This window comes from Bdellovibrionales bacterium (assembly GCA_016716765.1).
GTDB lineage: Bacteria > Bdellovibrionota > Bdellovibrionia > Bdellovibrionales > UBA1609 > JADJVA01.
Map to the genome: position 1 here is coordinate 140,262 of JADJVA010000006.1, position 24,890 is coordinate 165,151.

Consider the following 24,890-nt stretch of genomic DNA (forward strand, 5'->3'; position numbering starts at 1 on the left):
TTGTCCCAGTTCTGTGCAGTGTTTGTAATAAAATTGCAATGGAGTCCAGTCCCCGCGATTGGGCATAGGCCGCCGAACATGCATGGCATCGACCAAGAAAGCAGCACCATGGGCTTTGTTGTTCTGATCGTAGTCTTCGAGTCCGAGGGTCTTGGACGTGGCGCACGCAAATGAAATTGAGCCCAACAGAAAAATTGCTAAAATGGAAACAAACTTTCTGAGGATCAGGCTGTGTTGCACATACTCATTTTAGTTCTAAGGAGATGGATCCACAAAGAAGAAAAGAGATGGTCTTGGGAGAGTTCTGTGAGGCCTCAGGCATTTCTCCGTGGGTGATTATCTCCACAGAAGTGTGTTTTAATAATCACACACAATGCGTAGCGTTATTTAATTCGTGTGGAAAAGTGAAAAAAACTGTTTAAATTCGATAGGTTACTGTGGAGCCATCGGAGGGGGCAATGGCACTTTTTTTGAATACTTTCCGAGTCATTATGTTTTTACAGAGAACAATTCGCAAGCGAGTGGAAGTGAGGGGAATTGGCCTTCATTCGGGAAAGCCTGCACTCTTAACCTTTTGTCCAGCTCCGGAGGGAACTGGAATTTATTTTGTGCGAAGGGATCTTCCGGGAAGTCCGGCGATTTCAACGCAAGCAAAATATGTTCAAGCCACGACAATGGCGACGACTCTTGGTGGTCGTGCTTTTTCTGTTTCTACAGTTGAGCATTGTTTGTCCGCCCTGGCGGCTTTTCGTATCGATAATCTTTTTATTGAGTTGAGCGGTACCGAGATCCCCATTGGGGATGGAAGTGCGAGTATTTTTCTCGATGCTTTGTTGGAATCGGGAGTGGTGGAGCAGCAGCAACCGAGAAAATACGCCTATATTAATCAGGCGATTTATTATGGGGACGATGACAAGCATGCCTATGTTGTTCCTTACAATGGGCTTCGTGTCACTTGTACGATTGATTTCCCCCATCCGAAGATCGGTCGTCAGACTTTAGATTTGGACATCAACGAGCACTCGTTTGCTCGTGAAATTGCCAGAGCCCGAACTTTCGGTTTTTTAAAGGATGTGGAGGTCATGCGGGAGCGGGGCCTTGCTCTTGGGGGAAGCCTTGAAAATGCTGTCGTCCTGGATTCTCATGATATTATTAATCCCGAGGGGCTGCGATTTCCTGATGAGTTTGTCCGCCATAAGATTCTTGATGCTTTGGGAGACCTGGTGACATTGGGGATGCCGCTGATGGGTCATTTGGTACTTTACAGAGCTGGACATGACGTGATGAATCGTCTGGTGAGGACCATCATAGATTCTCCGGATCACTATCGGCACATTGAATTAGGGGCCGATCTTCCTGAAGACATCATGGTGGGTCGTCACTTATGGGCATTCTCTTGACGGAGAGCCTTCTTCTCTCATAAATGAAATGGCGGGGAGAGGGAGTCAACGGATTTTGACAAGAGCCTTGCTGTTTGATGTCTTTTACTTAACATTTTAAAAACGAGAGAACTAAGGAGAGGGCCATGATTGTTGGTATTCCAAAAGAAATTAAGATTAGCGAAAACAGGGTGGGGATGACGGAGGCGGGTGTTCGTCAGCTCGTTCAAGAGGGGCACACTCTTCTTGTAGAAAACAATGCCGGACTGGGCAGTTTGATTACGAACGAACAATACGAAAAGGTGGGAGCCAAGATCGTTGGATCGATAAAGGACATCTACGGTAAATCCGATATGGTTGTGAAAGTAAAAGAGCCACTTCCAGATGAATATGACTTGTTACGTCCCGATCAGATTCTCTACACCTACCTGCACCTGGCAGCGGAACCAAAATTAACAAAAGTCTTAGTTGAAAAACGAGTGAAGGCAGTCGCCTACGAAACCATTCAAGACTCCTTCGGGAATCTTCCCTTATTGACTCCAATGAGCGAAGTTGCTGGACGAATGGCGACGCAGATTGGCGCTTTTTATTTACAGAAAGATCATGGAGGTAAAGGTATTTTGCTGGGTGGAGTTACTGGCACTCACGCTGGGAAAGTCACCATTATTGGGGGCGGAGTGGTCGGAACCAACGCAGCCAAAATGGCAGTTGGCTTAGGTGCCGAGGTGACTGTTCTGGATGTGAATCACAAACGGCTTGAGTATCTTGATGATATTTTTAAAGGTCGTGTTCAGACCCTTCATTCAAATTCCCAAAACATTGAGAGCAGCACTTCTCAAAGTGATCTTTTAATTGGCGGGATTTTAGTGACAGGTAGCAAAGCTCCAAAACTTGTCACCAAGGAAATGATTGCGACAATGTCCCGTGGAAGCGTGGTTGTCGACGTGGCCGTTGATCAGGGTGGATGCATTGAAACCTGCCGTCCGACCTCTCACACTCATCCGACTTATGAAGTGGATGGAGTTATTCATTATTGTGTCCCAAATATGCCTGGTGTCGTCGCGAGAACATCTACTTACGCACTAACAAATGCCACATTTCGTTATGCCTCTATGTTGGCGCGGATGGGTGTCGAAGAGGCCATTTCCAAAGATCCAGCTCTTTATAAGGGGCTGAACGTCTATGGAGGCTACGTTTCTTACGAACCCGTCGCCCGTGATTTGGGAATGGAATACCGTCCGTTTCGTCTCTGATTGGGTGATGTCCTAAATGTGGGAATTAGTCTCGCTGGAATAACGAGATGTCCCCAGTATTCAGTCTGAATAAGGGGGATTCCCTTTTGGCGGCATCGTTGAACTATTTTTGGGTGCGGGTGTCCGTAGCGATTTTTCCTGGCGCTCACAAGGCCCATTTTCAATTGGGGGAGGTAGTTGAGTAGAAGCGCCGATGTGCTGGTTGCGCTTCCGTGGTGACCAAGAACGAGAAATTTGGTTTGTGATATCTTGAATTGATTTTGAATCGCCCAAAACCTCTCTTGGTTTGACGGTGAATCTCCTGGGATGAGAATTTTGTCTTGAGGGCTATAGTACACGCGACTGAGTTCATTGCTGGTTTTTTGCTTTGGACCTCTCCATGATATCTCGATCAAGGAGTGTGGAAGATCTAAACAGGGCTTTGTACCTTTAAGGACTTCAGCTTTGTTCGGAGAGGGAGGGGGCCCCAATGGTTCCCGATCGACACAAAATTGAGTGAAAACTGCTTTCCCTTTGCTGACCAATGAAATGTGGTCCCAGTCCCAATGGGAGAGGGAGAGGCGATTCGACTTGCCTTGGCATTCTCTTGTGATTTCGGGCCAAGGAGCCTTGTCGCCACCCATATCAAAGTGCCAGCAGGTTTGAGGATCAGAGAAGGTCAGAAATTGTCCCTGTCCGATATTCCATAGAATCCACCTTGGAAAGCTTTCATTTTGGAGCACTACTGGTACCAAAAGAACCAGAAGGATTAAACTGAGCGACGCAAGCGAACGATTTCCCACGCAAAACAGACTCCAAAAAGAAATAGCAGCCAAGCCCATGACCAATGATTGAGTTGAATGCGAACGGGTTGAAGAGGGAGGGGAATCCATTGAGCCACTTGATCAAGAATCGAGAGAATAACTCTTGTAAGTCTGCTGAGGAGACTCTCAAGAGGTGGAAAAAACCAAATGGTCCATGAAATTACAAGTAGGGGCACTGCGGCAATTAGGGTGAGAGCAATGTTTACAAGTAAACTGAAAGGGTGTGCGGCTCCCAGGGTGGCTAAGAACGGAGACAGCCCAATATAAAATGCGATCGCTTTTTTCCAATTTGAAATGGGAAGACAGGCTATGAGGGAAGCTCCAAAACTCAATTGGAAAGATAGGGATATGAGCCATTGAGGGAACAAAACGACACCTATCACTCCCGATATCAAAGTCAGAAGGGAGCGACCCCAAAACAAATGAAAGCTTGAATTTAATTTTCCAACACAAATCTGAAGGAAGGCGCGAACAACTGGTGGTTGAAACCTGCAAATGAAAACAAAGGGTAATAGAAAAAGATAGGATTTTTTAGCTACTGGGCCCGCCCAACCGAGGGCAAGAACAATCGCCTTTTCGATTAAGACCAAGTGGAGTCCCGATACAACCAGTAGATGAACGAGCCCCAGATGGCGAAAAAGCAACATTACCGGTGAGTTCTGAGGAATAGCTGCTCCGCAGCAGAGGGCTTGGTAGAGATTTGAGTATTGTGAATCCGGGACTCTACTTATGCACAACAAATGTGAGGTTTGAGAAGCTTTTGTTAAATAGCTAGTCATGTCAAATTCAAGAAAAAGGGGTATGAAAGGAAGAATAAAGGGAAGTAATGCCATGTTTAGTGTTTATTGGCAAAACGGATACCAAATCTAGTGTAGAATAGCTTCTTCAGCGGGTTTTTCGTGGTCGTCTCTCGCCTGTCACTCGGATTGTAAGAAAAGTATTATAAATGCTAGTTATTTTAATAAAACCATTTAATTTCAGTTACTTAATATTGCCTTTTTTTTAATCAATTCGCTGAAATGCAGATCAGAACACAAGTCCAAGGTCGTGAAGCCTGAGAAATTCACATACCTTGTGGATAAGTCTGCGAGCCGAAAGAAACTGACGAAAAATTAACGAAAACTCAACATATAAACACGAAATTGGAGTGAGCCACTGAGGGGAATACCTTTGCAAATGAGCAGACATCCGCTAGGCTTGAAGGGGTGTTGAATTTAGGTAGGGGGCCGTTGATGTGCTCAAGATTTACAGTGGTCATGGTTTTGGCACTGAGTGCGTACGGAGGGAATATTGCCGCAGCCTTTTCACAGAAAGCTGTGGGGTTAACTGATGACAATAAATCCACTCAAATTGTGAACCCGAAGCCGAACAATGTATTCAGGAACGAGAACCTTATATTGAATGAGATGGCGTCTCAAAAGAATCGGAAGACTGCAGATGGCGTCTTGAACAATGAGACTCTTCGGGACCGAAAGAAGGTTCGCCTCATCGAGCAATATGAGAAAATGGGGGAAGATGATCTTTATGCTAGAGTTATTGAGTCATTTCGCAGCAAGGACAAAACTGCATTATCTGCATCAGCCGAGATGATACGAAGAAAATTTCCTTCGAGCTTGCATGTTGATAATTCAATTTACTTTATGGCTCTGTTGGATATGCAAGATAATTCTTTTGTACCGGCGCTGAGAAAATTTGAATCGGTTATTCAAGATTTTCCAGCAGGGAATAAAAGGGTTTCTGCTCTTTTTGCGAAAGCAGTTTTATATAAAAAGCTAAATTTGGTTGATCAGAGTCAAACGGTTTTAAACCAGGTGATTAGAGAATATCCTGGTAGTCCTGAGTCCCAACGTTCTGTCATCGAATTGAAGCTTTTGAGTTCGGCCAATCATTGAATGAATATAAGTAGACCATGAACAAGGAAGTTCTAAATGGTTTTGTTGCGACGAGGCTCTCATTTTTTTATTTCAGCGGCAATTTTTTTTCAGGGATTCTCCTTTGGTAAAGCCCATGCCAGGCTTGGCCAGTCGGATTTTTCTGCAAAGAAAGAGACGAGGACAAGGGTTTCATCTGGAACAGCGGTAGCGGCGAGTGAATTTTCGGATGACAACGAAATGGAACTGGAACCATCTGATGGAAACGAGTTATCGCCTGTTGAGAGCGCTGAACCAGATGAGGGCTCAACAGTCGCAGATGATTTGCCCCCTGCCGAAGATGATTCAGTTTCAGAGTCAGACAAATCAAGCGAGGGCCAGCAAGATTCTGGTGGATCATTTGATGATCCGGATCTGGCTTATGAGGCTCGTCTCTATGATATTTTTATTAATTATAATAGTGAGGCGACCTCACCCGAGCAGTGGAAGGTCATAGTCGGGGCGCGGGAGACTGAAATCTACCCTATTCAGAAAGGGGACAACCTTTGGGAAATTTCAAAAACCTTATTTAGTGATGGATATTTTTGGCCAAAGGTATGGTCGATCAACAGTTCAATTACCAATCCTCATGTGATTGAGCCCGGTCGGAGAATTCGATTTGTACCAGGCGATGATTCGCAAGCTCCTGCATTTAATTTGACGGAGGGAGGCGAAGACGTCGATGAATCAACAGAGCCAGCTGAAAGTCAAGGCAAAGAGGCTAATGGAGAAAAGGCCGATGGAACACCAAATAGTCCCGAAAATGAAGAGGGGGATTTGATTAAACCGGTGCTTCCTGCTCGAGCGACTCCAAAGGCAGGCGACGATGACCTTGATATTCCTCCTCCAGAAAAAGTGAGCCGTCCAGTGATAAGGAAGTTTCCTCCGAGTTTGCCTGATTGGCAAAATGACAATATTCTTGGGGTTTATGATTCTCTTGGAATCAGTTTCGGAAAACGAAGTGATCTGCATTTGATCACGAGTTTCGAATTGATCAATTATCTCGTTGAAGAGTTTCCAGAATCCTTTGGAGAGGTCAAAGAAGTTGAATCTGGTGGTCTTTCTGCGGCGAGTTTTCAGCATATTTATGTGCAGGTAAATAGAGGTCAGGCTCGCGTGGGAGACAAGCTCTTGGTTATCAAAAATACGGGGCTATTACAAAGACCGAACGACTTTGTGGAAAAGCTTTCCTTTTATGGCCATGGAGTTGAGATTCAGGGAGAAATTGCTTTGCTTGAAAATGTTCAAAGCAAGGAATATTCAACTGAAACAGAATTGTTTCGTGCTCTTGTGATCAAGGCCGTCAATCCGATTGATGTTGGATCAAAAGTGCTCAGAGGAGCAATTGAAAAAGTCAATTTAAGATCAACTAATCAACGGAGTTCTGTCGTTGCCCAGATAATAGGCGGTATGTCCAGCTCGAAGCGCCAGACATTTTATCCTCAGTCCATTGCTTTCCTAAATCGTGGTTCCAAAGATGGTCTGAAGGTAGGAGATGTTCTGCCGATTCGGTCCAATCGCTTGCTGCGTTTTCAGAACTCGATAGTTGATGAGAATAGCCGTCCCAGCGGATGGTTGAAAATCGCTCATATTACCCCGCGTTTTTCTACAGCGGTCATATTAAAGACGTTTGAGGAAATCTATGCTGGAGATTTCACAGGCAGGGGTAAAACTATCAGTGGTTCTGGGAAGGAGACAAAGAGTCAGGGAACTACTCCAGAGGATTTGTCGGCAGAGGCTTTGACGGAGTCGGAGTCAAAAAATTAAAAAAAGATCAGATAGATAGGTTCGGAGCGAAGTTCGGACTAAAATGGAGCCGTCGCGTTTGAGGCCCTTGCCCTCGTGCGGACGCGTTTGCAGTTTCTTTAATGGATGTACAATATCGACAGGTGGGCCCTCGCTTTTTTAGTATGGTCAAATTTTCCAGTTCTTCCTATTGAATTCGTCGGCTTGCGAGAAAAGCTCAGAGATGTGGCCCCAGTCGACTGGGGAAAACTTGAAATTTGGTCTTTGTTACAACGGGAATTTTTTGTGGTTCAACCATTTTGGTATGAGCAACTACCGCCCTTTGTGGACAGGGCTCAATCTCTTCAACTTCAATTGTTACTTTTCGGTGAGGCTGGCTATCCTCGGATGTTCTACGAACTGAGTCTGCCTCCTTTAGCGATGACTTGGTTAGGTCAATCTAGCTGGCAGGAGGGTGGCCATTTTGCGGTCGTTGGAAGTCGTGAAATCACCCCTCAATCAAAGCGTTGGATGGAAATACATTTGCCGAAGGTTCTTAATCAATATCCCTTCTTGCTTCTGAGCGGGGGCGCTCGCGGCACAGATCAGGCCGCACACGCCATTTGCCTAAGATTACAGATGGCCACGGTTTGCTTTTTGCCAAGCGGCCTTTTAAACCCGTATCCTCAGGAAATCAAAAAGTGGCTCAGCGCCATTGTTGATGGAGGAGGGGCAGTCGTAAGTCCATTTGCACCACTTCAAGGGATGCGCAAACAATTTTTTTATTTGAGAAACCAGCTCATTGCGAGTCTTTCAGGATTGGTTCTGGCTATTGATGGTCGACGCCGAAGTGGAACCATGATTACAGCACGTGCGGCGATGGAAATGGGGAGAGCCGTAGCTATCTTGCCGCAGCATCCACTTCACTCCAATTCATTGGGTGGACTTGATTTGCTTTACGACGGAGCTTTTCCGTTGCGAGATCACTTGGACTTAGAGGCACTTTGTCGGTTGTACGTAAAGCGGTTGTAACCCGACCGATGAAGTCGTTGAGGCTCGTCTATTAACTCTTAGCCGCTCGTCGCAAAGTCCAAAAGCTAAGTCCAAGAAAGATCAAGTTTGTCAGCCAAATGACAGGAGGGACAGGTAAAGAGCTATTCTTCGCCATATTCTCCAAAGAAATATAAACAATCCAATAGCTCACAATGACTCCAAGACAAATGGCAAAACTACTGCCCTGTGCTGATCGTCGATTTGTTGAAATGCCAAACCCCATGCCGAGCAAGGCGAAAATGAGGCAGGCTGCCGAGAGGGCGGATCGTCGATGAAATTCAATTTCAAGCTTGCGCCTTTGTTCTTGATTTAGATTTGTTTCGCTGAGTTCAGAGCGAATGTCCTTTAAGGAATATGAAAGCAGGGATTTTTTCTTTTCTTCAACATTGGCCGGATCAAATAGATTGATATCATAGGATTTGAAGTGGATTTTGGTATAGGCAGCATCATTTGTTCGATGAATGTCTCCATCAATCAAGCGGAGCAGCGCCGCATTTCCGTCTTTCTGTTGGCTCTGAAGAATCTGGCCTTCTTTTGCAATAATTGTGAGGGGGGAAGTGGAATCGCGCTCGTCAAATATGAAAACTTTATTGAGGCGACCCTCTTTCGAGTTGACCTGACTCGCGTAGATCACCATATCAAAGAAGCCCTCAGAAAAAACTCCCTCTCGAATAGTTGCGCTGGCTTTGAGTCGACTCAAAGCCGTTATCATCAGCTCAAATTGGCGATTGCCCCAAGGGGCCAAATAGAATGCGGTTTCTGCCGACACAGAGGCAGTGAGTATTCCTAGTATTATTGCTGGAACACTGAGGTGTTTTAAATTCAATCCGAGACTCTTCATTGCTACGATTTCAGAGTCTCCACTCATGCGGCTGTAGGTGAGAAGGACAGCGAAGAGGAGGCTCATCGGAAGAATAATAGGCAAGAAGCTAATGCAAAGGAAAAACATCATCTGCAAAACGTCATAAAGTCTGACCCCGTGAACAAGGACAAATTCGGTCAAGCGCAGGGTCTGGAACATGAGCAGAATAAAAATGAAAACGACAGCGCCCAAAATGAGGCCTGGCACCATTTCTACCAAAATATACAGAACGGCCAAACGGGCTCGAAAAAAGCCTAACAAGAGATATCCTTATCAATTTTGTCAGAGGAGGGGCTCGACCAACCCCTTTCTCCAATTATCAAATTTGCCTAGACAGGTTCGATCATACCGACTTTTTCAGGAGATCCAATTGCTTTGCGAACATTCAAAGCCATTTGGACCAAATTTTCAAAGTGTTTGAGATTCAATTGAGAGGCGGCATCACATTTTGCTTCCATAGGACGAGGATGGGTTTCTATAAAAAGAGCGTCACTCCCAGCTGCAACGGCGGCTAGAACCAAATGAGGCACGAAGCGCGGCTCACCTCCCGCGGGGTCAGCACTTGAGATTCCATAAAGTCTAACAACATGGGTCGCGTCGAAGCAAACGGGGGCTCCCAACTCCTGCATGACAGGGATGGACCTCATGTCGGCAACCAGACGATTGTAGCCGAAGCAGGCTCCTCTTTCTGTAAGGAGAACATTTTTGTTTCCCGTTGAACGAATTTTCGAAACAGCGCCATTCATGTTTTCGGGGGCAAGAAACTGTCCCTTCTTAACATTAATAGGTCGACCAGTTTCTCCGCAAGCGATGACCAGAGAGGTTTGCTGGCACATGTAGGCTGGAATTTGAAGAACATCAACGTGTTCGGCAACCATAGCGACGTCTTCAATTCGATGAATGTCGGTAAGAACGGGCAAGCCAAACTCCTTGCGGACGTTGGCTAAAATCTTCAGACCATCGATAGCCATTGGTCCTCTCCAGTTTTTTTCACTTCCTCGGTTGTCCTTTTCAAAACTGCTCTTAAAAATCAGTCCGACTCCCAATCTTTGGCTGATTTCGGCCAATGCATGAGCTGTTTCGTAGATGAGCTCCTTGCTATCGATCACGCAGGGTCCAGCAATGAGAGCTAAGCCGTGCCCCTTACCAACAGCAATATCAGGGCCGCGCGGACTAGGGACGCGAAATTCACGAGATGGCAAACTGATTGTTTCGATTCTTTTCATTTCCATGGGTATCCTTTCGAAAATTCCATATTACCTGCTTCAGGTAGCCCTTTGCCCAGCACAGCGCCAAGCGAAGCCTACTCTCTGGCGATCAGACGATAGACTAAAGGCTTAATATTGAGTGTCAATTTTGTCAAAGAGCCAGATGCTATTTTCTGCCAAAGGTCTTCTTGTTGACCACTTGCTTCTTCGTACTCGATAATGGTGGATATGATGCGTGTTCTGCTGGTGATTGATGATTATGGGGAAATGGTATATTTGCAGATCCTGCTGAAAAAGTTGGGTTTTGATGTTGATTCTGCCCAGTCTCAGCGAGCATTCACGACAAAACAGCTCGGTTTTAATCCGCAAATCATCATTGCGACAGCTGATGGTCGCCGAGTAAATGGAATTGAAATAGCAGAAGGACTAAGGCGTCGCCAGGGGTTCCCGAAAGTTATTTTGCTGATACCGTCCGGCATGGATCGAGGGATTGATGTCACAAATCTCTTAAATGTTGATGGAGCAGTTGAAAGCCCGGTCAACGTGCAAAGGCTTCTGGAGTTGATTTCGAGTGTCGGCGGAATTGAATCTCATATCTTGATGGATAAATACATCAAAATGCGGGCAAATCTCCAGCCTGATGAAGAAGGGGATTTGGCTCTCATTAAAGGAGAGTCTTTTTCCTTCGACAAGTCTGTTGTTCAGTCGAGGCCATTACAGGAGAATGCTTCGGCGCCCGAAGCCAAAGATCGACCTCGCTTTGCGGTCGTTGGTGGCCTTAGCAAAGAGCCTGGTGCACCGGAGAATATTGACGTGGACCTTGGCTCTCCCTCTCCAATCAATCTCTCCTTGGAAGTAAGGGAAGCGAGATTCAAGAAGTATCTCAGCGAATTACCTGTTTCGAAACACCATGGATTCTCACGTGATAAGGTGACGCAGGCCAGTCGGGAAATCCGCCGCACAGAAAACCAGGTGATCTTAAATGAACTCGAAGAGGAACGTCGGAGCTTCGTCTCATCTTTGTTTGCTTTAGGAAAAAAATCCAAGTGAGACACTTGGTCATAGGATTCTAACTAACCCTTTCCCCTTCCAGACTTACCCTTGTTATTAAAAAACATTCCCACGATGCTGGTTAGATCGCCGGAGTTACTGCTTCGTCGAAGTTCTCCTTCCAATCCCACCAGTTCTCGTTTGGCTGGAGTGAGAGAGGGATCCATAGTGAGGGCGTGGTTAAAGTAGGTGTAGGCCTTGTCAAACTTTCCAGTCATCTTTAGATAAAGACCCTTAACGAATATGTAAACTGCCGTGTGCCGTTCGTCGGGAGGGATGTGATTGAGCTGATATCCAACCTCATCGATTTGCCTTTCTTTTCCAGTTTCGCCAGGTCCGTTTTTGATCTTCGCCCATAATAGATAAAGCAAAAAATCTGTCCGATTTTTTCGCGCCTGGCTGATTTGCAAAAGAATTTCGAGAGCTTTTTGATAGGTTCCACGGTGCAAGAGTCTCACAGCTTCCTCAAATTGTGACTCATCCCGAAGCAACCCATGTGCATCGCCCCTGGTTAGTTCATTGATATATCGTTCGCGGCGGTTTGTTTCTCGCAGCACATCATAAGCCTCAGCAATTCTGGCAAAGACTTTGGTTTGGAGATCTTTTATATGTTGAGGTACGGACTGTTCGAGCTTGTCAGGGTGGAGCACTTTGGCCAAATCCAGATAAGCTCTATTAATTTCCCGATCTTTCGCTTTTTGGCTGATCCCAAGGATTTCAAAATGATTTTGTGCTTTGCCTTCATTGATCATATGGGTGAGTCGCTTTTCCTTACCATCGTAATCGATAGAATTAAAGGGTCTGGTATCGAAAACCAATATTCTCTCTAAAAAAAGAAAATGAAGTGCTCGAAGTGCCTTGTGCTCATGACTCGAAGAGAGGTTTAGAATCTCCTGAAGAGTTTTGGAATTATCAATCGTCTTTAGCAGGCCGGGAACAAGGTTTAATAGCGATTGTCCCTTTATTATTTCATATCGACTCTTTTCAGCGCCAAACCTAACGGAGTATTCAAGCCAAGGCGTGTAAAAGGCCCGTAGCCAGTTGATGCTCAGTTTTGAGATGACCCAATCATTCAAGAGAGTTGTCAGAGCCGACGAATCAATCGCTTCTTGACTGTCATTGACGGGGTGTTCATGAAAGCTAATTTGGACTGATGTATCTTGAATCGTTTTGCTGAGACGAATGGCAGATTGTTCGCGTCGAACAAGGGAAATGGCATGGGGACTTAAGGCATTGGCCTCAACGAGTCTCTCCCCAATTGGCTTTTCGCTGGTTCCACTCAGGCCAGTTGTGACCTCCTCATTCGAGGTGAAACCGTGTTCAACCAACAAGACCCCAAAATAGGAGGTTTTATCCTGGATATTTACCTGGGTGATTTTTCCTTCGGAGAAGGTGACAGAAGAAGCCTCTCCATCGGCGGTAATAATATTGAGATCTCCGCTCACTGTGGTACCGATTAAAAGTGAATAGACAAAAGGGAGATCAAAGCCATGGATGCTCTCCGTTTTTTCCAGTGCCTCAAGACGCTCTTTGAGTGAATGAGACTCTTTTGTCAGAAGGAGGAAAAGAGGGTCTCTCTCTTGTTCCACAAGATCTTCAAAGGCGGATTCAACGGCATCAACGAGAATCATTGAGTCAAATGGTTTTGAAAAAAATCCCAATGCTTTCGTCTTGCGTAGTGCATCATTTATAAAGCTTCGATCCTTAAAAATGCCGCTGATCAAAAGGATCTTGAAGTTATCTCCGGCATTTTCACGAAATGATTCGGCTAACTGAACCCCATTTATTCTAGGAAGCATACAGTCCAAAATGACGACCAGATATCCATTGATTTTAAAGGCTGTTTCAGCTTCCTCAACAGACGAAGTCAGTCGGCAGGGGTATCCGGCCCGCTTGAATGCCTCTTCGATTGATCGACCAAATGTTTGGTCGTCTTCAACGATAAGAATCCTAATATCTTGCTTTAACATCAGTGGCTTATCGGTCGGATGCAGAATTGAACTGAGCTATGATGGAGTAATATTCCGTAGTCTTTGGTTTTGTCCCTTCTTGACATTATAAGTTGGCATTTCATATTGTGTCGATTGGGTGGGGAGTGGCTTTTCGTATCAGAAGTGTTTCATTTCGCTACAAATATTTCAGTCTGATGAGGAGGAATTATGGGGACTAAAGCTGTAACAGACAATGACTTTGATGGTGAGGTATTAAAATCAAACGTTCCAGTGCTCGTCGATTTTTGGGCCGAATGGTGTGGTCCTTGTAGAGCCTTGGCTCCAAAATTGGAAGAAATATCTAATGAGTTGGGGGCGAAACTCAAAGTACTAAAGATGAATGTTGACGAAAACCCGAATATGCCTGTTCGTTATGGAGTTCGCGGTATTCCGACGATGATTATTTTTAAGGGTGGCAAGCAAGTGGGGCAGGTTGTTGGAAATCTTCCAAAGGATGAGATTGTAAAAATAGTTTCTCAGCATATGTGAGTTCCAGAGAGTTTGTGTCCTAATCACAAGATGCTGCGATAGGTGCGGTAACTGTAAGTTGACATTTTTGATTTCCCAAATCGGATGGCAAGCGTCTGGTTTTTTCCATTGTGTTCGATAAAATTCCAATCATCTTTTTCCGGCATTCCAGTTCCCACAGAATAAATCAAGTCTGACAAGGGTGATAAGGGGAAGTTTGCCTCAACCCCCCCGCTGTGAACTGAATAAATGTTACCCAGCGGGATTTCCTTTAGATGGATGACTTTGCGGTTAGCGATATCAAGCTTGAAATCAAGAATTCTTGACCGTTTGGTCTGGTAATTGTTGTCATAAATGATCAGTCGATTTTCAGACAATCGCCAGCGGGGAGTATGTATGTAATTCATTTTAACTTTTTTAATGATGTCAAATTGGTCTTGGAATCCACCCAATATCCATTCTGGTTTTCGTGTCACGTGGTTAAACATGAGAACGACGCCTTCTCCTAAACTCATTAACCAGGAGTTCTCAGAGATAATCTGAATGGCATTAAGGTGTGATACTGTCTTACATGATCGACCATGAAAAACGGTGATAGATTCCTCCTGAATCTTGAACCCGGCTTCAACGAAATCACGCACACTAAAACTTCGAACTTCCTTGTTGTTTTTCCGCTCCACTGCCCGTTGATTGAGAAAGCAAGTTCCGTCCGGAAGATCAACTATTTCGTAAGAGGAGTAGAGATAGTGGTTGGGCCCTAGGTAGTCGAATTCGTGGATATCAGTTAAAAAATCTGTTGATTCGATGTTGGAGAAATTTTCATCGAGAATTGTTCGAGTTCCTTCCGAAGTCACGCCGGGAGTTGTTATTGTGTTATTGAGATAGGAATAAAAGATTTTCCCATGCACATTGTGGGGTTTAAAATCATTGAAATTGCCAGTTGGAGATCTTCGAAAAAAAATCATTTCTCCGGTTGGACTGATTTTAATGAGTTGCCCTCCGGGAGTTGCAAGAATGGCTTGATTGAGAGAAGATTTGCCTCGTATTTGCAAGTCATCAAAACCATCGGCCAGATCAAACAAAATGTGAACAAGAAATGCCTTTTGATCACTCCCTCGGCAACTGATTTTGTGTTCAAAAGGGGCTTTGTGTGTCATTGGAAATGGGATTTCCATGGGCAAAGAAATCCACGGCCCTACGCTGTTGAGCCGACATTTGATTTGGGTGTTCTTGGAAGAAAGCCGCGGCTTTCTTTTTGAATTGAATTCGAACAAGCGAAAGGTATTCTCATTGTTCTTTGCGATAAATTGGGGGTTGACTTGAGAAATAGAGAGAGTTTCGTTGCTCTTTCCTTCGCTGGAGGCGAGGCCGGCTGACAAAAGAACGCCTGCAATGAGAAAAACCGTGCTCAATGAGGGAGCAGATCCTTTGAAAAGGTGAGGTTCCATAAAGAGGAGTTCCCCCGCGGTCCATTCTAAAACAAGTATCGACGGAAGGCGACCGAAGAAATAAGACCAAGTCCAGTCATAATCGAGAGGGTCCCTGTTCCTCCATAAGACAAGAGGGGCAAGGGGATTCCCACGATAGGGAGAATGCCAATAACCATTCCAATATTGATGAATACATGCCAGAAAACGTATGATACCACTCCCACGACAATGAGGGCCCCAAATTTATCCTTTGCCTGACTCGCAATTCTCACCGCCATGAGCAGAAGTACAATAAAGAGACCGAGAGTCAGCATGCTCCCGATGAATCCGTGTTCTTCGCTCAGAACAGAATAAATAAAATCAGTGTGTCGCTCAGGCAAAAATTCCAACTGCGACTGAGTTCCTTTGCGAAATCCCTTTCCTAGGACTTTTCCGCTGCCAACGGCGATCTTTGACTGAATGCTGTTGTATCCAGCCCCACGCGGATCTCGTCCTGGATAGACGAAGGTGAGGATGCGGTTTTTTTGGTATTCTTTGAGTCCGAAATTCCAAACGACGGGTGTTGCAATGGTGGCCGTCACAAGGCCTACGATGAGTATAGTTCGACTCACTCGGACAAAGGCGATCATGGTCGAAAAAACTGCAACCAAGAGAAGTGCGGTTCCCAAGTCTGGTTGTCTCACGGTAAGGACGAACGGGATCAAAAGGAGGACCGAAGGGACTATCAAATCCTTAAACTTCAAGCCGTCACTCTGACTTTTCGTTGAAAAATATTTTGCGAGCACAATAATCAATACAAGCTTCATCGTCTCAGAAGGTTGATAATGAAAAAAACCAAGATTAATCCATCGCTGAGCGCCAAGTGCTGTGCGGCCAAAAAAAGCCACAACGACAAGACTGAGAACGTTGATGACATAAAGAGCGAAAGCAAGACGGCTGAAAATTTGATAATTAATAAGAGTCGCTACAAAGAGGATCGCCCAGCCGCCCAGCAACCAAATGATCTGATTGATAAAGAGACGGTTGGTTCCAATGTCATTCACTCCGTGCGTTGCGCTATAAAGATTGATAAGGCCAATAAAATTAAGACCCAAAATAACGATGAGAAAACTAATATCCAATCGACGAAAGAACGTCCTTTCTTCCACTTGCATAGCTGTTTTCATTTCGCGGCTGTCTCCTTCAAGTATCTGACTAATTGGTTCGATTCGCGGCTGCTTATTCGATTATTTCCGCTGGGTCCACCTGTGACGGAGGCTTGGTATTTGATTTCAAACCCTTATTCTCCGCATCCTTGATTCTCTCTGGATGATACTTTTTCATATAGGCGAGGATCACATCTCTCACTATGGGTGCTCCTCCCGTAGAACCATGACAGGCATGCTCGGCGAGGATGGCCACTGTTATCTCTGGCTTGTCTGCTGGGGCGAAGCCAACAAACCATCCGTGATGGCGCTGGTTAAAGGGCCTTAACTCACATTTGTCATAGATTTGCTCAGCTGAATAGGATCGCATTTGGACTGTACCAGTTTTTCCGGCGATCTCAACTCCGGGAATTTTCCACCACCTCGCCGTACCACGTTCACCATTTGCCACCCTCCAGAGTCCTTTTTTTACCGCTTGAAATGTACTCTTATCGATAGCAACCCCATCTTCATTGGGGATGCTCGCATCGCGAACGAGTTCCGACTCGAAATCGGCAATCAACTCATTATCCTGGTTAATGATTTTCTTGACGACGAAAGGTTTGTAGAGCAGACCTTCTTGACCAATTGCGGAATAAGCCATTGCCATTTGAAGAGCATTTGTTAAGACATAGCCCTGGCCGATCGCATTGCTTAGATTTTCACCTGGCTGCCACTCTTCTCCGAGGTTTTTAAGTTTCCAATCCCGCGATGGCATCAGTCCTGGGACTTCGTTTGAGAGTCCGATTCCGGTCAATTGCCCGAGTCCCAGCAGTTTTGCATAGAGTGCCATTTTATCAATTCCCAAGGAAATTCCCATCTTATAGAAAAAGACATTTGAAGATCGTTCGATCGCTTCTGCAAGAACCACGTTGCCATGTCCCCCCTTCTGATGGTCATGATAAACCCTGCGTCCAAAGCGGATAGAGCCCGGGGCATTTATCACTGTCATTGGTGTAATTATTTTTTCTTGGACTGCAGCCAAGGCCACAAAGGGTTTAAAGGTTGAGCCAGGTGAATAATGGTCCTGAATGACCTTGTTGCGGAGGGGCCTAAAGGGATCATTCACCAGCTTGCCCCACAGCTCGGGAGAAATTCCCGTGGAGAAATTATTGGGATCGTAAGAGGGAGTGTTCACCCAAGCAAGCACTTCGCCATTGGATTTAAGAGCGACGAGGCTTCCAATTCGATTTCCGATGTGGTCATCGCGATTCATTGCTTTAAAGGCGGCATCCTGTATGTCACGATCAATGGTCAATATGAGATTGTGCCCGGGAATTTCATCTTGGGGTTTAAAGCCGAGGGTTCTCGGACTCTCGGTCTCTGCGCGGCGTCCTCGAGCATCAACCTCCACGATCGATATACCATCAAGACCGCGAATATATCTTTCCCAAACTTCTTCAATCCCACTCTTTCCTATCATGTCGCCTTGATCAAAAGCAAAAACGCCAAGATACTTTTGATTGAATCTGCTGATTTGTTCTTTGGAAATCTCCGCAACATAACCAAATAGTTGGGCTCCATTCTCGTGCAGGGGATAGTGCCTTTTGATCGTCTCGTTGATATTTAAGCCAGGATGATCAAGGCGGAGAAGTTTCAGGCGGAAGACATCCTCAAGGCTGAGGTTTTCTTTGATTCTGACCGGACGAAAGGGGCCATTCTTGGCCCGACTTCGCTTGACCAAGGCAATGATATTGGCTGGCATCATTCCCAATATAGGTCCCACTACCCGGGCGGTCTCTTCGAGGTTGGTTGCGTACTGGGGAGAAATGGTTGCCTCAAATCCCGGGAGATTGTCGACCAAAACGCGTCCCTCTCGATCGAGCAAGAGACCTCTTGGAGCCGGAATTTTAGTCTCTTTAATGAGGTTTTTTTCCGAGAAGTCTCTCAACTCGGTGCCCATAATAATTTGTAGATACCAAAGGCGAATAAAGATAGTGAGACCGGCAACTATGATAAGGACATAGATGCGTCGAAACCGGGGGGCGAATGCCTTTGCGTCCTCTTCTTCATTTGCAACAAACTTACTGCTCATGGCCGATAGCTTCCATTTTTGCAGGGAGCTCCTTGTGAGTGAGTCGATCGAGCCAGTAAAAACATCTAACGAGAGGAAGAGCCGCCAGCATTGTTAGGAGTGGTTCCAAAATCCAATCAAACCAAGCAGGATGGGAAAGTGGATTTGATTCAAAGGTCCAAGAATAGATAAAACCAATCACGAAAAAACTAAAGCTCGCGCCTCCGCAGAGAAGCATGAAATAAACAGTTCCCGAAGTGTAAATTCGATTGCGTATAGCCAAGAGGCCCGCAAAAAGAGTCATGTTACAAAGCAGAAACAGGGGGCCGTGGAGGGCTGTGAGCGCAGAAAGAAACAAACTGAGGAGATAGACCATGGCCATTCCCTCCTCGGTTTTTCGGTAGAGACTCCAAAAGACCAAAACGGGAATCCATAAATTGGGTCCTGGTGAATCACCAAAAACTTGCAGCCACAAAGAACACTCCACTCCTGAGAGAAAAATTGTTGCAGCAAGAAAGACCAGATAATTACCCACGAAGAGACCGATTTCTTTCATGAATTAGTTAGCCCTTTTCTTTTCTATTTTTGTGTTGCCGGCCTTCTCCTTGTCTTTTTCCTTCTCGTCATTTGGACCAAACTCTTCATCTGATTTTGGACTGAAGTCTTCATTCATTGAGTTGATGACAATGAACATTTCTTCAAGAATCGAGGGATTGATCGCTGGTTTGAGATCTATATCTTGGGTCATTCCATAACGGCTTTTAGAAACCCCAGTAACCACTCCTACAGGAAACCCCTTTGGGAAAATATTGTCAAGACCACTGGTTACCACCAAATCGCCAACTTGGACATCGTCACTCCGATTGAGGTACCTGAGTTTACAAGAGTCCGGCCCGCGGCCCTCCACAATGCCTCGAGCACGTGAACGCTGAACAATGGCATCAATAATTCCATACCTGTCGATGAGAAGCAGGATTTGCGAGGTGAAAGCCTCTGATCGGAGGACGTATCCAACAACCCCGCCTGTGGTGATCGCGGCCATATTTTTCTTGATACCATGGTGTGTTCCTCGATTTATTGTGACGGACTGATGGTCAGCTAAAAGGTCCCGTCCCACAACCTTTGCGGCCAAAAGATCCATTTTGGTTTCTTTTTTGAAAGACAATAGGTCCACAAGCCGTTGATTTTCCATTTTCAGTTCGGTCAAGGCGCCCAACTGCGCACGCAACTCAGCATTTTCATCAAGCAGGACTCGGTTCTTTGTTTTGACGTCAATGAGGTTGATGTACATTGCAGTCGTCCCGCGAATCCCCGAGCTAAAGGATGAAAACGTATTCTGTACGACCCCGGCCACGAAGGTAAACGGGCGCGCATACCAAGGAACTTCATCTGTCGACTCCCGTTGTAAATTGGTTATCAAAAGAGGAAAGCCAACAATCCCCAAGATCAAAAGAAATTTACGCAAATCAATTGAGAAAAAATTCAAGGTAGACTCCCCTCGGTGCCTAAAATATCAAATGCCAGGGATCATTCCAACAATCTCCTTGAAAAAGACCAGAAAAATAGTGAAGCTACCGAAATTGTCGGAAGGAGCCCACATTATGAAGAATCTTTTAGATAAGTTGCGCCATCCAGGTCGTACAAAAAGCATCGTGGCCTATATTCTATTTGGCGCTATTATCGTTGTTTTTGTTTTTTTCTTTCAATCGGGTCCACTCAGAGATATGGGAGGCGGAGGCTCTGCGGCAATCGTCAACGACCAGGTGATTCCACTCAGTGATTTTAGAATGAGAGTGCAGAGGCAGGAAGAGCAGTTGAAGATGCGAATGGACGGGCTTCCTGATTCTCAGCGTCAACTGTTTTCTGATGCTATTCGGCGTCGAGCGATGGACGATCTAGTAATGGCTGAGGTGCTTGCGCAGAGCGCTCATCAGTTTGGTTTTTCCGCTTCAGATAGTGAGGTTCGTGACCGTATTCTTGAGATTCCGCAATTTCAGGTTGAGGGAAGGTTTCGTCGAGATCGATATGAGGATCTCTTAAAGGCCAACCACCTGAATACCCGCGAATTTGAAGAAAAAATTCGCAAGGATGTCATGAGCCAGAAGGTTCAGGTTTCTTTTTCTCGGGCACTTTATCCCACCTTAGATGAATTAGAAAAAGAAAAGCGGCTGAGAGAACTTCAATTAAATGTGGCCTTTGTTGAGTATGATAAGTCTAGCTTGACCGCAAACTTCAAGCCCTCCGCCGATGAGATCAAGGCCTACTTGGCCAGTCCTGAGGGAAAGGCGGCCTCGGAAGCTTATTTTGCGAAGAATAAAGCCACTTTTTTCGTTCCAGAACAGGTGCGAGCGCAGCACATTCTCATCAAAGCCACGCCTGGCGATAAAACGAGCGAAGAAGAATCGCTCAAAAAGATCAAAGATATTGCTGAGCGATCGACCAAGGAGGATTTTGGAAAATTGGCTCAAGAATTGAGTCAGGACGAAGGCAGCAAGGTTAAACAAGGAGATCTTGACTATTTTGGACGTGGTCACATGGTCAAAGAATTTGAAACCGCTGCTTTTGCATTGAAGGCGGGAGAGATTTCTCCACCGGTGAAAACTCCTTTTGGATATCATCTGATTAAAGTCAATGATCACCGCAAAGGTGGAGAAAAAGCCTTTGAAGAGGTTGCTGAGAATATTGCGGGAATACTTCTAACGGAACAGCAGTTTGCCAAGGCAAACCTGAAATTGGAGGAGCTGACTAAGGATCGTGGAGAGAAGGCCCTTTCTGCTTTTTTGAAACCATTGAAAGTGGAGTGGCAGGAAACGGGAGATTTTGCTTTGGGTCTTCCACAAATCCCTCGAATTGGCGACAAGGAAAAGATCGTCACTGCTGCCTTAAGCCTTGAGAATCCAGGGGCTATCTACCCTGAAGTTCTGCAAGTCTCAGGCAAATACTATATTATTAAGCTCAAAAGCAAAAAAGTGAAGAGGGATGAAAACGCTGACAAGCTCTCCTACGCTGATGAAGCCCGGTATATTGCAGCCCGCAAGACGGGAGGAGTTTTTGAAGATTGGCTGAGCTCTCGGCGGGAGCTTTTTAAGATTTCTACAAACTCCAAGCTTTTCAAGGAAGAGACTCAGTGATTTCTTGAGATAATTTCTGTGTGAGACGCAGGCTAGATTTTGCGTTTCCTGCGATTCTTTGACTGTGCCGCTTAGTTTGTATCAGAATGATACCAGTTGTGTGCAGTTGTGTCCTCAGTTGACTTGAGATGAGGCTGGCCTGGCCCCTGTTTGTTGCAAAAGAGCAACTGCACAATTTATTTCCGATAAATCTCAGATTTTATAGCCTCGATATTGAGACTTTCATTAACTCTACCCGACAATGGTCCGAATAGGTCTAGGAGGGAAAACAAATAATGAGAGCATTGCGGTACGTTTATCTATTTATTATTGTGTTTTGGACAATTCCAGTTGGAGCACAGAATTATGTGCCTGGAGAGGTGATTGTTCGTCTCAAATCAGCCTCTGGAAGTCAGTCCGCCGCCTCTTTTCTTGGCAAAGCCAATTCCAACAAAAGTATGACTCTGAAACGTTCGTGGGGCAAATTGAATGCTTATCATTTTGGAGTAAAGGCCGGAAAAACCGTAGATGAAACCATTAATGAGCTTCGAAATGATCCTGATGTCCTTTACGCCGAACCTAACTATTATTTGCAAAAAGCCACTGATTTTCGGGCAGAGCGAATTTATAATCGGGATCAGGTTTCAAATATAGTTCAGAGCGATCCATCAAGTGCGTATGAGGGTCAACTCGGAGTAGAGCAGATCTATCAGTCAATGAAGGCATCGAGCTTTTCCTATAAACCTGTTGTGGCGATCATCGATACGGGCCTTGATGTTACGCACCCCGTATTTGTCGAGTCCAATGCACTTTGGCAGAATCCCCACGAAATCGCTGGGAACGGAATTGACGATGATGGGAATGGGTATGTTGACGATATCAATGGCTGGAATTTTGCCTATCATTCAAATAACGTCTCTGATGACGATGGCCATGGGACTCATGTGGCCGGTATTGTATTGAAAGCAGGAATGGATATTCTAGCAAATCCTGTGGAGGAAGCCAAAGTTCACATTATGGCTCTGAAGTTTCTCGACAGCAACGGAGTTGGGACTACCACGGATGCCATTCAGGCCATCTATTATGCTGTTAACAACGGAGCTGTGGTCTTAAATAATTCTTGGGGAGGTCCCTCCTACAGTGCCGCTCTTTTAGATGTCATTGTTTTTTCCTATAACGAGGGAGTCGCATTTGTTGCGGCAGCAGGAAATTCGGGAACCAATAATGATTCAGCCCCCATGTATCCTGCAAGCTATGGAGTTCCTCATATTATCTCCATTGCTGCGACAACGAACTTAGATTACTTGGCTTATTTCTCAAATTTTGGAAAGGGTACTGTTCATGTGGGCAGTCCTGGTTTAAACATTTATTCGACCTATCCAGGTGGTGGCTACGCGCCCATGTCTGGTACAAGTATGGCGTCTCCATATGCAGCTGGTATTGCAGCTCTGATGAAGGTGGCGGCCCCCGATATGACCGGTTTTCAAATAAAATCGGGTATGTTGGCTCAATCTGACAAGATCTCTCAATTGACAAATAAATTGGTCACAGATGGCCGGGTGAACGTCGCACACGCCGTGGCTTATGCCAGTGGAGCTCCGATTGATTCTTCTCAGCCGGGTTATAATCCGTCTTATTTGACTCGAGAACTTGCTTCAGAGCTGAGCGAATCAAGCGGCGGCGGTTGTGGCCTGGTGACAAAGCTATATACTGAATTCAATCGAGACCAAGTTTCTGGTGGTAAGAGCACTCACTCGGGCACGGAGACTTGGTATATCTTAGTTGTCGTGGCTCTGTTTGCTGTTCCATTGGCCTTGCGAAGTTATCTCCGTTCTCGTTCGCCCGTCAGCCGTCGAAAGTTCCCTCGCTATGAAATCGCCACCTCAGTTTCGATGGATATTGGGGATAAAAAGCTCATTGGGTCTGTGAGTTCCATATCTTTGGGAGGATTGCGAGTCGATACGGATGCCTTACTTGATCAGGGTGGGATCGTCACCATGACAATTGCGAGTCCGGATGGTAAAGACCAGTTACAGGTACAAGGCAAAGTTGTGTGGAGTGAGTCTAAGAAATCCTATGGATTAGCCTTTAGCGAAGCGAATGACTTGGTTCTTTCCTCTATCGGCAGTTGGACCAAGGGCCTCAAAAAGGCCTCTTAGTCCATAGCGATGACAAGAATTAGAAGCTAAACCGTGCCTTGGCCAATAAATCAAGATGCCGGACACCCCGGTAATCGTTGTTGAACCAACCCACAAAAAGACTGTTCTCAACCCCTACAGCGATGTTGCGCTTTATCTGATACAGAAGTCCATAATTGATACTTGGTCCCAACACAGTTTCATCATCATTGGGTCCATCTATAATCATCAGGTTAAAACCCGGAGAAACATAGAAATCCCACTCTCTCCGATTAAAATGAGGACGTATAAATCCCCCAAGTACGAATAAGCTGGTTCGGCCTGAGCCGTTGGAATTGCTGTCTTTGCTGTAAAAACGAGCTGTCGCTCCAAGCCCAAAGATTCGATCGTAGGCGTATTCGTAATCGCCACCAAAGGCAATTCCGCCCTCCCAAAAACCAAGACTTGCGTAGGCCGCATTGTTGTAACTATCGTAAGTCGATTCGCTCGTTGCACCGAATGAAACAGATGCGCCTAGAAAAAAAATGAGAACTGACAGAGCGTATTTCATGGGACATGACCTCCAATTGTAAATCCTTAAAAGAAGTCATAGTGTTCAATTATTATTTACCTGGAGGCAAGCGCCGCGCGCTGAGTTATCGAGTTTAGCAAACGCTGCGTGTATCGAGCCAGCCTGAGGTTGTCTTGTCGAGCAAGGTGTTTGAGCAATTCACGCCTCACTTGGGAGCGATCAGTTTGATTGGAAATCTCCTCAAGCGCTGCCGATCGAATGAGGACTTCTTGCTCGTAGAGCGCACCCTGCTTTGCAGAAGAGGGGAGTGGTGAGTCTGCCACGGCTAAGAGAAGCGGGAGGGCCTGGACATTTTGACTTTGTCCCAAAAAGAAAACGGCAATAAACCTATCATCTCCGTTCAAACTTTGATCATTGGCTATTTGTTTGAGGCGATTCAATTGATTTATGGTGAGTCCTTGAGCAATCAAGTGGAGTCTTTTTTCGGTTTCTTTTGGACTGGAATCCACTCGTCCGATTTTGAGAGCCTCTGTCTGAACAATTCGATCAATGACACTGACCTCTGAGCTGGAATCGCTCTGATGATGAATTCCCTTGCTAACAGACTCTTCAATTCGAGGTGAAAGATTTTTTCCAGAAGGCCGGTGGTACGGAGAAGCTTTTTGGGTATTTGGAACTAGCGATATGTCTTCGTGCAAAACATTTCGAAGGAAATCATGAGGACCCAGCAGCCACAAAATTAAGAGGAGAACCATGCCCCCTGTCAATGTGAAAGAGAGTGTTCTGAATGTTCTCATGTTC

Annotated in this window: 21 protein-coding genes; 9 read left to right on the plus strand and 12 right to left on the minus strand. The window is 45.5% G+C overall.

Features of this window, described 5'->3' with window-relative positions; genetic code table 11:
* Window positions 1-491 precede the first annotated feature (491 nt).
* Both IPL83_04635 and ald read left to right on the plus strand, forming a co-directional pair.
* The gene (locus IPL83_04635; protein ID MBK9038442.1) at window positions 492-1,400 is read left to right on the plus strand and encodes a UDP-3-O-acyl-N-acetylglucosamine deacetylase; all 909 of its coding nucleotides are present in this window, start codon (window positions 492-494) and stop codon (window positions 1,398-1,400) included.
* Between the two features lie 125 nt (window positions 1,401-1,525).
* The gene (gene ald, locus IPL83_04640) at window positions 1,526-2,632 is read left to right on the plus strand and encodes an alanine dehydrogenase (protein MBK9038443.1); all 1,107 of its coding nucleotides are present in this window, start codon (window positions 1,526-1,528) and stop codon (window positions 2,630-2,632) included.
* On the opposite strand, the gene IPL83_04645 is transcribed toward ald, so the two are convergent.
* Window positions 2,578-3,414 carry a hydrolase gene (locus tag IPL83_04645; GenBank protein ID MBK9038444.1) on the minus strand — a complete coding sequence of 279 codons (837 nt, stop codon included), beginning with the start codon at window positions 3,412-3,414 and terminating at the stop codon, window positions 2,578-2,580. The two genes, ald and IPL83_04645, sit on opposite strands and share 55 nt — an antisense overlap.
* Window positions 3,381-4,214, minus strand: a complete 834-nt coding sequence (locus tag IPL83_04650; GenBank protein ID MBK9038445.1) for a ComEC/Rec2 family competence protein — start codon at window positions 4,212-4,214, stop codon at window positions 3,381-3,383. Before IPL83_04650 ends, IPL83_04645 begins: the two co-directional genes overlap by 34 nt.
* Before the next feature lie 453 nt (window positions 4,215-4,667).
* Here IPL83_04650 and IPL83_04655 point away from each other — a divergent pair, with 453 nt between their 5' ends.
* The 3 genes from IPL83_04655 (at window position 4,668) to IPL83_04665 (ending at window position 8,102) form a co-directional block, all read left to right on the plus strand.
* A complete protein-coding gene (locus IPL83_04655; protein ID MBK9038446.1) occupies window positions 4,668-5,327 on the plus strand; it encodes a tetratricopeptide repeat protein in 660 nt (219 codons plus the stop codon).
* A gap of 36 nt (window positions 5,328-5,363) precedes the next feature.
* Window positions 5,364-7,112, plus strand: a complete 1,749-nt coding sequence (locus tag IPL83_04660) for a LysM peptidoglycan-binding domain-containing protein (GenBank protein MBK9038447.1) — start codon at window positions 5,364-5,366, stop codon at window positions 7,110-7,112.
* A gap of 105 nt (window positions 7,113-7,217) precedes the next feature.
* Window positions 7,218-8,102: a DNA-processing protein DprA gene (locus IPL83_04665; GenBank protein ID MBK9038448.1), complete on the plus strand. Its 885-nt coding sequence runs from the start codon at window positions 7,218-7,220 to the stop codon at window positions 8,100-8,102.
* Between the two features lie 31 nt (window positions 8,103-8,133).
* On the opposite strand, the gene IPL83_04670 is transcribed toward IPL83_04665, so the two are convergent.
* Window positions 8,134-9,195, minus strand: a complete 1,062-nt coding sequence (locus IPL83_04670; GenBank protein MBK9038449.1) for an LptF/LptG family permease — start codon at window positions 9,193-9,195, stop codon at window positions 8,134-8,136.
* A 119-nt stretch (window positions 9,196-9,314) separates the two neighbouring features.
* Entirely contained in the window at window positions 9,315-10,211 is an 897-nt protein-coding gene (gene kdsA / locus IPL83_04675; GenBank protein MBK9038450.1) for a 3-deoxy-8-phosphooctulonate synthase, read from the minus strand.
* A gap of 210 nt (window positions 10,212-10,421) precedes the next feature.
* Here kdsA and IPL83_04680 point away from each other — a divergent pair, with 210 nt between their 5' ends.
* On the plus strand, window positions 10,422-11,243 hold the full coding sequence (locus tag IPL83_04680) for a hypothetical protein (protein MBK9038451.1): 822 nt from the start codon (window positions 10,422-10,424) through the stop codon (window positions 11,241-11,243).
* Window positions 11,244-11,266: 23 nt separating this feature from the next.
* On the opposite strand, the gene IPL83_04685 is transcribed toward IPL83_04680, so the two are convergent.
* Entirely contained in the window at window positions 11,267-13,213 is a 1,947-nt protein-coding gene (locus IPL83_04685; GenBank protein MBK9038452.1) for a response regulator, read from the minus strand.
* A 189-nt stretch (window positions 13,214-13,402) separates the two neighbouring features.
* Between IPL83_04685 and trxA the strand changes: the two genes are divergently transcribed.
* A complete protein-coding gene (gene trxA / locus IPL83_04690; GenBank protein ID MBK9038453.1) occupies window positions 13,403-13,723 on the plus strand; it encodes a thioredoxin in 321 nt (106 codons plus the stop codon).
* 23 nt (window positions 13,724-13,746) lie between these two features.
* Here the strand turns inward: trxA and IPL83_04695 are convergent, their stop codons facing one another.
* Genes IPL83_04695 through mreC form a run of 5 tightly spaced genes read right to left on the minus strand, consistent with a single transcriptional unit; the run spans window position 13,747 to window position 19,816 of the window.
* A complete protein-coding gene (locus tag IPL83_04695) occupies window positions 13,747-15,150 on the minus strand; it encodes a hypothetical protein (GenBank protein ID MBK9038454.1) in 1,404 nt (467 codons plus the stop codon).
* Window positions 15,151-15,176: 26 nt separating this feature from the next.
* The gene (gene rodA, locus IPL83_04700; protein ID MBK9038455.1) at window positions 15,177-16,298 is read right to left on the minus strand and encodes a rod shape-determining protein RodA; all 1,122 of its coding nucleotides are present in this window, start codon (window positions 16,296-16,298) and stop codon (window positions 15,177-15,179) included.
* A 52-nt stretch (window positions 16,299-16,350) separates the two neighbouring features.
* On the minus strand, window positions 16,351-18,351 hold the full coding sequence (gene mrdA / locus IPL83_04705; GenBank protein MBK9038456.1) for a penicillin-binding protein 2: 2,001 nt from the start codon (window positions 18,349-18,351) through the stop codon (window positions 16,351-16,353).
* Window positions 18,341-18,886, minus strand: a complete 546-nt coding sequence (locus IPL83_04710; protein MBK9038457.1) for a hypothetical protein — start codon at window positions 18,884-18,886, stop codon at window positions 18,341-18,343. The genes mrdA and IPL83_04710 overlap by 11 nt, the downstream gene beginning before the upstream one ends.
* Before the next feature lie 3 nt (window positions 18,887-18,889).
* The gene (gene mreC, locus IPL83_04715) at window positions 18,890-19,816 is read right to left on the minus strand and encodes a rod shape-determining protein MreC (GenBank protein MBK9038458.1); all 927 of its coding nucleotides are present in this window, start codon (window positions 19,814-19,816) and stop codon (window positions 18,890-18,892) included.
* Window positions 19,817-19,931: 115 nt separating this feature from the next.
* Here mreC and IPL83_04720 point away from each other — a divergent pair, with 115 nt between their 5' ends.
* Window positions 19,932-21,461, plus strand: a complete 1,530-nt coding sequence (locus IPL83_04720) for a SurA N-terminal domain-containing protein (protein ID MBK9038459.1) — start codon at window positions 19,932-19,934, stop codon at window positions 21,459-21,461.
* Window positions 21,462-21,736: 275 nt separating this feature from the next.
* A complete protein-coding gene (locus IPL83_04725; protein ID MBK9038460.1) occupies window positions 21,737-23,599 on the plus strand; it encodes a S8 family serine peptidase in 1,863 nt (620 codons plus the stop codon).
* Between the two features lie 19 nt (window positions 23,600-23,618).
* Here the strand turns inward: IPL83_04725 and IPL83_04730 are convergent, their stop codons facing one another.
* Complete coding sequence (locus IPL83_04730) at window positions 23,619-24,128, minus strand: hypothetical protein (protein MBK9038461.1); 510 nt, start codon at window positions 24,126-24,128, stop codon at window positions 23,619-23,621.
* A gap of 56 nt (window positions 24,129-24,184) precedes the next feature.
* On the minus strand, window positions 24,185-24,886 hold the full coding sequence (locus IPL83_04735; protein MBK9038462.1) for a hypothetical protein: 702 nt from the start codon (window positions 24,884-24,886) through the stop codon (window positions 24,185-24,187).
* Window positions 24,887-24,890 lie beyond the last annotated feature (4 nt).

Excerpts from the sequence above, each read along its gene's own strand:
- IPL83_04635 (MBK9038442.1), top strand. The coding sequence starts at position 492 with ATGTTTTTACAGAGAACAATTCGCAAGCGAGTGGAAGTGAGGGGAATT.
- ald (MBK9038443.1), top strand. The coding sequence starts at position 1,526 with ATGATTGTTGGTATTCCAAAAGAAATTAAGATTAGCGAAAACAGGGTG.
- IPL83_04650 (MBK9038445.1), bottom strand. The coding sequence starts at position 4,214 with ATGACTAGCTATTTAACAAAAGCTTCTCAAACCTCACATTTGTTGTGC.
- IPL83_04655 (MBK9038446.1), top strand. The coding sequence starts at position 4,668 with ATGTGCTCAAGATTTACAGTGGTCATGGTTTTGGCACTGAGTGCGTAC.
- IPL83_04660 (MBK9038447.1), top strand. The coding sequence starts at position 5,364 with ATGGTTTTGTTGCGACGAGGCTCTCATTTTTTTATTTCAGCGGCAATT.
- IPL83_04665 (MBK9038448.1), top strand. The coding sequence starts at position 7,218 with ATGTACAATATCGACAGGTGGGCCCTCGCTTTTTTAGTATGGTCAAAT.
- IPL83_04670 (MBK9038449.1), bottom strand. The coding sequence starts at position 9,195 with ATGGTGCCAGGCCTCATTTTGGGCGCTGTCGTTTTCATTTTTATTCTG.
- kdsA (MBK9038450.1), bottom strand. The coding sequence starts at position 10,211 with ATGAAAAGAATCGAAACAATCAGTTTGCCATCTCGTGAATTTCGCGTC.
- IPL83_04680 (MBK9038451.1), top strand. The coding sequence starts at position 10,422 with ATGATGCGTGTTCTGCTGGTGATTGATGATTATGGGGAAATGGTATAT.
- IPL83_04685 (MBK9038452.1), bottom strand. The coding sequence starts at position 13,213 with ATGTTAAAGCAAGATATTAGGATTCTTATCGTTGAAGACGACCAAACA.
- trxA (MBK9038453.1), top strand. The coding sequence starts at position 13,403 with ATGGGGACTAAAGCTGTAACAGACAATGACTTTGATGGTGAGGTATTA.
- IPL83_04695 (MBK9038454.1), bottom strand. The coding sequence starts at position 15,150 with ATGGAACCTCACCTTTTCAAAGGATCTGCTCCCTCATTGAGCACGGTT.
- rodA (MBK9038455.1), bottom strand. The coding sequence starts at position 16,298 with ATGAAAACAGCTATGCAAGTGGAAGAAAGGACGTTCTTTCGTCGATTG.
- mrdA (MBK9038456.1), bottom strand. The coding sequence starts at position 18,351 with ATGAGCAGTAAGTTTGTTGCAAATGAAGAAGAGGACGCAAAGGCATTC.
- IPL83_04710 (MBK9038457.1), bottom strand. The coding sequence starts at position 18,886 with ATGAAAGAAATCGGTCTCTTCGTGGGTAATTATCTGGTCTTTCTTGCT.
- IPL83_04720 (MBK9038459.1), top strand. The coding sequence starts at position 19,932 with ATGAAGAATCTTTTAGATAAGTTGCGCCATCCAGGTCGTACAAAAAGC.
- IPL83_04725 (MBK9038460.1), top strand. The coding sequence starts at position 21,737 with ATGAGAGCATTGCGGTACGTTTATCTATTTATTATTGTGTTTTGGACA.
- IPL83_04730 (MBK9038461.1), bottom strand. The coding sequence starts at position 24,128 with ATGAAATACGCTCTGTCAGTTCTCATTTTTTTTCTAGGCGCATCTGTT.
- IPL83_04735 (MBK9038462.1), bottom strand. The coding sequence starts at position 24,886 with ATGAGAACATTCAGAACACTCTCTTTCACATTGACAGGGGGCATGGTT.